The organism is Coleofasciculus sp. (assembly GCF_046539235.1).
GTDB lineage: Bacteria > Cyanobacteriota > Cyanobacteriia > Cyanobacteriales > Coleofasciculaceae > Coleofasciculus.
In genome coordinates, this window is record NZ_JBKHHI010000377.1 from 1 (window position 1) to 6,545 (window position 6,545).

Annotated in this window: 6 protein-coding genes; all 6 read right to left on the reverse strand. The window is 45.4% G+C overall.

The window, feature by feature from the left end; genetic code table 11:
• Positions 1–174 precede the first annotated feature (174 nt).
• The 6 genes from ACLFWI_RS24405 to ACLFWI_RS24430 all read right to left on the reverse strand — a co-directional run bounded on the left by ACLFWI_RS24405 (position 175) and on the right by ACLFWI_RS24430 (position 6,346).
• The gene (locus ACLFWI_RS24405; protein ID WP_446415075.1) at positions 175–354 is read right to left on the reverse strand and encodes a hypothetical protein; all 180 of its coding nucleotides are present in this window, start codon (positions 352–354) and stop codon (positions 175–177) included.
• A gap of 70 nt (positions 355–424) precedes the next feature.
• A complete protein-coding gene (pth, locus tag ACLFWI_RS24410; protein ID WP_446415076.1) occupies positions 425–1,030 on the reverse strand; it encodes an aminoacyl-tRNA hydrolase in 606 nt (201 codons plus the stop codon).
• A 181-nt stretch (positions 1,031–1,211) separates the two neighbouring features.
• Entirely contained in the window at positions 1,212–1,436 is a 225-nt protein-coding gene (locus tag ACLFWI_RS24415; RefSeq protein WP_446389477.1) for a DUF2811 domain-containing protein, read from the reverse strand.
• Between the two features lie 442 nt (positions 1,437–1,878).
• Positions 1,879–2,019 (reverse strand): hypothetical protein, encoded by a 141-nt coding sequence (locus ACLFWI_RS24420; RefSeq protein ID WP_446415077.1) that lies wholly within the window; start codon positions 2,017–2,019, stop codon positions 1,879–1,881.
• A 74-nt stretch (positions 2,020–2,093) separates the two neighbouring features.
• Entirely contained in the window at positions 2,094–3,785 is a 1,692-nt protein-coding gene (locus ACLFWI_RS24425; protein ID WP_446415078.1) for an HD domain-containing phosphohydrolase, read from the reverse strand.
• A 1,031-nt stretch (positions 3,786–4,816) separates the two neighbouring features.
• Entirely contained in the window at positions 4,817–6,346 is a 1,530-nt protein-coding gene (locus ACLFWI_RS24430; RefSeq protein WP_446415079.1) for a DNA phosphorothioation-associated putative methyltransferase, read from the reverse strand.
• Positions 6,347–6,545: the final 199 nt, after the last annotated feature.

Genomic DNA, 6,545 nt, shown 5'->3' on the forward strand with positions numbered 1-6,545 from the left:
GTCATTGGTCATTGGTCATTGGTCATTGGTCATTGGTCATTGGTCATTGGTCAAAGAGTTCTTAATACAGACATAGCTTTCCTCCCGCTATTCGGTAGGTTTCACTTTCTCCAACCACGTTGCTTACCGAGTCTGAGTGAGTCGTAATAATAAACTGGCAGTTTGGCTCAATTTTCATAAGTTGAGACACAAAATATTGTCTCCAGGTTCAACAAAGTCGTGCATTTCTTTAAATTCTGGCGGTTGAGCCTTGTACCATTTGTCAGCCACTTCATCCAGAATCCCATTTTTGAAGTAAATCTCTAGTTGCTCAAACCGCTTGAAGCTTTGGATGTGAATTGACTCGACTTTCACTCAATCATCCCCTAGTACATGAACTATGAGTGGCTAAGGGTATCTTAGCTCAGGATATCTAGGATCGCCTTCATGAATTAATTATCCGGTTATTGTAGAGGCTCATTGCTTTTTCGACTCCTTCCTTTAGCGAGAGTTCTATGGCGTCAACGGCGAGTTGGATGACTTCGGAGATGATCTTAGATTCCTCAGGAGAGAATTTGCCTAAAACGTGACCAACGGTGTTCTTGTCGGGGTCAGACTTGCCAATTCCAATGCGTAGGCGGGGGAAATTTTGTGTTCCCAGATGCGCGATCGCGGATTTCATGCCGTTGTGTCCTCCCGCAGAACCAGAAAGGCGTAGACGTAGCCGCCCAACCGGTAAATCAAGCTCATCATAGACGATCAAAACTGACTCTGGGGGCATTTTGTACCAATCTATAGTGGCACGAATTGCTTGCCCAGAACGATTCATGTAGGTTAGGGGTTTGAGTAAACGTAGTTTGTCACCTGTTAAGCCGCGTCCTTCGCCCAACAACGCTTGGAAGCGACGATTTTCGCTCCAAGAGATTTGCACCCGACGGGCTAGCTCATCGACGACTTCAAAACCAATGTTATGACGGGTTTTGTCATATTTGGGTTCGGGATTACCCAAACCTACAATTAGTTGAGGAATCACTAAACTGTCATTTGTCATTCGTCATTTTTTAGGGAATAGGGAATAGGGGATAGGGAACAGGAAATAGGGAATAGGGAACAGCTTATGATCCTATGTCATTGGTGAAAAATTCTCCCTTGTCCTGCCCCAGCTCCCCAGACGTAGCAGGCTACGTCTCTACATGGCATGGCTTCCCCAGCTCTCCATCTCACTACTTCACTCAGGCAGGAGACTGAAATAGGGATTCTAGGTAGACACGAGCGCAAGCCCGATAGGTCTGGGAGGCTTCGGGTGTCTTACCACTCCCATTTTGGAGCAAAAACAGCGATAACGCTGCGGCAAAAACCCGATCTTGATCCCAAGTGGGATGGGTTTCTAAGTAGCGCTTGAGGGACTCGTGTAGGTCTTCAGGGATTTCTGCCAAAATGCTGACGGTTGCGTTCATAGTTACCTCTCTATCGAATAGTGTGTTGGGACAAAAGCCACCTTGCTCGCTCTCTACATGTCTGTGGAAATCGGCTAATGTAGCTAAAACCTAGCGGCAAATAGACTTAGACACAGCACCCACTGCTCTTGTTGCTTTGAGATGTCTCAAGTTTTTTTATGGGTAGGTCGCACTATTCTCAACTGAGATGGGGTGGGGTTGTCAATGATACGAAATATTACAAGGTCACTCAAATCGCCAAAATGCTAACGATAGAATCAGCCTTTGAACCCTATTTTTGTTACACAAGTTTACACAAATTCAGTCTAGTATCGCCTCCATATCCTTGATGGGGAAAATCCCCAATATGAGGGGATAGGCTCGATCCCGCCGTTCATCCCTGTGGAAAACCTGATGTAATTTGTGGAAAACTTGGAAATTTCATGTGGAAACACTGGGGAATCTAGTGGGGAAAACTAGGTGAAAAGATAAGAATTGCAAATTGTTTGATCGGGGACGGATCAATACAAGGATCAATACTACTCGGATCAGCTTTAGGGCGTCGATCCCGTCCCCACAGCATCATTTGGTAGAGACGTAGCATGCTACGTCTCTACTGGCGGGTCTTGTTCCCCGTGCTTCCCCGGCTTCAGAGCATCTGTCTGGAATTTTCAGGGGTCAAGCCACAGAGTCTACGTTGAGGGAATGACCCAAAACCCTAAAAACCTGGCGTTGCTCAAATAACTCCACTAAGTCGCCGTTAATTTTATTTTTGGTAGCTTCTTGGCGCAGGATTTTCAGTGCTGTTTCCAGGGGTAGCCGCCGCTTGTAGGGGCGATCGCTGGCGGTGAGGGCGTCATAGATATCGGCAACGGTGAGCATCTGGGTTTGGATGGGAATTTCATCTTGCTTTAAGCCTCTGGGGTAGCCACTGCCATCTAGTTTCTCGTGATGTCCATAGGCAATAATCGGAACGTCTTTGAGATGCTTTGTCCAGGGAATGCGTTGGAGAAAATGGTATGTGTGCGTAACATGAGACTCAATACCCAGACGCTCTTCAGGGGTTAAATTTCCTTTTGGCACAAGCAATTGAACCATCTCTGCCTTGGTAATCAGGGGTTTGATTTGACCATCTACATCTCGATAGGTGTATTGGGATAAAACAGTTAGTTGGGTTAATGTTTCCTCTGTAAATGCCTGAAAATCGCGAGTGAGCAGTACTTCTGGCTGATTGAGTTGTTGCACAAATTCCCGATAATGCTTGATTGTTTCAATGGCTTGAGCTAGTTGTGTATCGAGCTGTTCGAGTTTTTGACAGTGAGGACAGCTCGAGGTTGAGTTGTTATTGTCATGGCGATGGTCAGGATGTTCGAGTAAATACTTGAACTTGTTTTGAGCGCATTCCATTTCCAGAGTGCGCTGCGCTAAGGCAAAGCGATGGAGAATCACCTCTAGCTGTGAGGGATAGAGTTTCTTGCGCTTGCCCAAAATGGCTTCTGGGACACCCACTTTGCCAAAGTCATGTAATAATGCCGCATAGCGAAGTTCTCGGATTTGGCGATCGTTCAAATACACGGAACTCAGAGAACCCTTGGTGATTGCCGACGTCTCTTCACAGAGTCGCACGGTGAGTTCTGCCACCCGTTCCGAGTGACCAGAGGTTGTCGGGTCGCGTGTCTCAATAATTTGCACAGAGGCTCGGACAAAGCCCTCAAACAGATTTTCGATACTTTCTTGAAGATGATTGCGTTCAATGGAAATCGCCGCCTGAGACGCCAGCGATCGCACAATCCGCTCTTCCCAGTCTGAATAGGGCTGGGTCACGTCCACAGCGTTTTTGGGTGTGAGCATGACATCAGGGCGGCGCTTGCGATTAATCAGTTGTAATACGCCAATAATTTCTCCGTCTGGTTTTTGCATCGGCAAAACTAATACCGAGCAAGTCCGATAGGGCATATTCGTGTCAAAACTGCGGTCAAGGGCGTAAGGCACATTGGCGGGCAATTGATATGCATCTGCCAACTTTAAACTTTCACCCGTTAGCGCAACGTACCCCGCCAAACTTTTACGGTTGAGAGGCATTACGAACTCGTTGAATGGTTTGTTGGGTAGCGAGTCATTCTGTGCCACCTTAAATAACAATCTCGGCTCCGCCTGAGTGTGATCGATCAGATACAGACTACCTGCATCACTAAACGTAATTTCCCTGCTTTTGGATAAAATTAGTCGGAGTAATTTGTCCAAATCATTACTACTCGAAAGGGCTGTACCAATTGCCAGTAACTGCTCTATCAGTTCTACCCTTTCAGAGGATTCTTGTAAAAACTCTTGATTCTCAAGGTTTGAGATATGGATTGGCGCTACTTTCATAAGTTTTTCCACAGATATAAAGGATCACATCTTAAGGACTTGTCATGAGTTCAATTATTTGACCAGCAAATCATTGAACTACTCCTTTGATCGGGATAGATTCTTTTCTATTCAAATATTAAATTGAATGAAAGTATCAAAGATCTAGTATACCCACTAAATTTACCAAAGGAATCCGCCAAATATTGTATTTTTTCGATAAAGAGGCGCTTTGTTTTTCTATGAATAAAGAAAATTTTGCCTTGTTTCTGTATAGTGTCATTGGAGAATGGCATTATTTTTTAGAGGTATTTTAAATTAATTGATGTTTTTTATCAAGTTTAATTTGCTTCTATTGTTTAAGCTTTTTAGGCAAAGATTAAACCTCAATTAATTGACAAGACAATAAACATAATGGATAAATATTCTTATCCCATAAAATGCTATAAATCGCTAACCTCCATAGCTAGGCTATGGGCGGGGTAGTTGATGGCTCCGCATACTCAGTTATCGGCATCAATAAAATGCCGCTTAATACCCTTATTCAATGGTTCTGGCAAAAACTCCGGACATTTAGGCAAAGTTGTTAACCACCCTTGATATTAAGTCCGGTTGAATACTTACACTTTGGTGGAAACAAGGCAGAGGGCTTCAATAAGGCAGAAGGCAGAAGGCAGAAGGCAGAAGGCAGAAGGGAATAATTACTGTTTAGGCGGACATGATATGGACAATCAACCCAAAAGAAAATCCCCTGGTCAGTGGTTAAACTGCCAGGGGTATCAAACTCCCAATGTATTTTTCGGTCTCAATATTGAGTCTACTGGTTTCACCGACTAAATGAGATCCGTAAATTCTGGGATCTTCGCCCAAGTCCAGTTTGATAATTCCTTAATTTCTCGGATTCTGTTGGTTTCCCAAAATCGTTATCGTATAAAGGCAACGAAAAATGCAAGCTCTCAGTTGTAGATGGCAATCCCTGGTGGTATTCTCCGACTGCCAGGGGTTTTCTTTCTTCCGGTCAACAGTCAACAAAGTCCCATTCAGGCTTTCGGTTAAACCTGGCGTTTCGTTCGTTGACGGTGTGCCGCTTGGCGTAGTTTAAGGCGGTAAGGATCAGCATCTTTGCGCCAGATGACGCGGTGTCCTTGGAGTTGGGCGCAATGGTCAATAAGGCATTGTTGCCAGCCTTTGCGCGTACCAATAGTTTGAGTATTATCCAGTAGTCCCCAGTCTTCTTCCTGACGAGTAAGTTTGGCAAATTTTTCGTACAGGGGATAATCTGGGGTAACAAAGGTTTCTTTACGGTGTAAGACCGGAGGATTTCTGGAGGCATCGTAATGGTGATAGGTAACCTGTAAATCCTGCAAGTCAATGTTCATGCTTGTGTGTAGTTCTGGATGGGGTTCAGTATCGAAATTGGGATAGAACAGGTAGGAGATTTTGGGTTGATTAATATGAAACTTGACTAAGGTTGCCCCCTCTAGGCGACCAACAGTACGGCTGGCGCACCCTTCGTAGAGTCGGAGTGGCGCTTCGAGGGCTTCGAGTGCCGAAACGTGGACGTAGAGGGCGCTGGGGAGGAGTTTACCCACTCGAGAGCGCTTGCAGCAATTGGCAATTAAGCCGGGATTGCCCACACTCAAGAGGATTAAATCAGCCGCAGCACAGGCTTGTTGATAGTTGCCAAAGAAGGCTCTAATATCATTTTGGACTAAAGGATCTAATTGACCAAACTTGGGGCGACCATTGAATTTAGCCAAGGCGAGATAGACGAGGAAATCATGGCGACGTTTATCTGCGATCGCATCCCATTCGTTTTGCTCAGTCACTTGTAAAATAACCTTAAATGCACGGCGTAGAGTGCCGAATTCTTCCAGGATTTCTTCGGTATTGGCGAGTTCTAGGGGACTGGGAAGGCGTCCCCGTTCGGTGACAAATGCCATCAGAGGGGTAAGCATATCTTTGTACTCCTCGAACCGCTTCACGCTAACGCGGATTCTGGGGGTAATGGTACGAGAACGGAAGCGGGATGCCCGGAAGCTTTCGGCTTGAGTGGCATCTCGGAATATAAAATAGATGCCCAAGTCAACGGGAATGGCATCAACCCCTAATACTTGGTCAATGTAGGCTTTGAGTTCTTCTTGTTCGTAGTATTTCTGAAACGTATTCCGGCGGGTGACAATACCATCACCATAAGCAATTTGCCCAGAACTACGGTCATCAATTAAAACTTGGGCAGAGACAATCAGCACCTTTTGGGTAAGTTCCCAGGCTTTTAGTAAGGCTTGGCGACGTTCTCCTGGCTTTTCAATCACATTGATTACATAGCCCAGGTTAACGATATCAGAGGGGACTAGAGAATTACCGCCATGGTAGTAGGGGTCCCAACCAGCACAGGTATAATCTTGCCGACGCAGACGGTTAATGTCACTACCACGACCGCAGCCGTAGTCAAAAAAGGAAGTATCTTTAGTTAGAATTGCACTTTCTAGGGCTAGTCGCACAGGCTTCGACAAGTTAGTGCGGACTATTGCAGCCCTGTGACGCTCGATTTCAGTACTGTCTGGGATAGGAGCAACCATAGCTGAGTCGGCGAGCTTTTTGACTAATATACTAGGAAATTTAAGTGAGCGCTACTATAGAGAACACCAGTCTAGTAATCGAAATCCTTGTCTGTCGGGCATAGCCGAGGTGATATAGCAGTAGACACATCGATTAGGACAAATGAACTGTTGTAGAGACGTTGCATGCAACGTCTCTACCATAAGATGCGTCCTAACC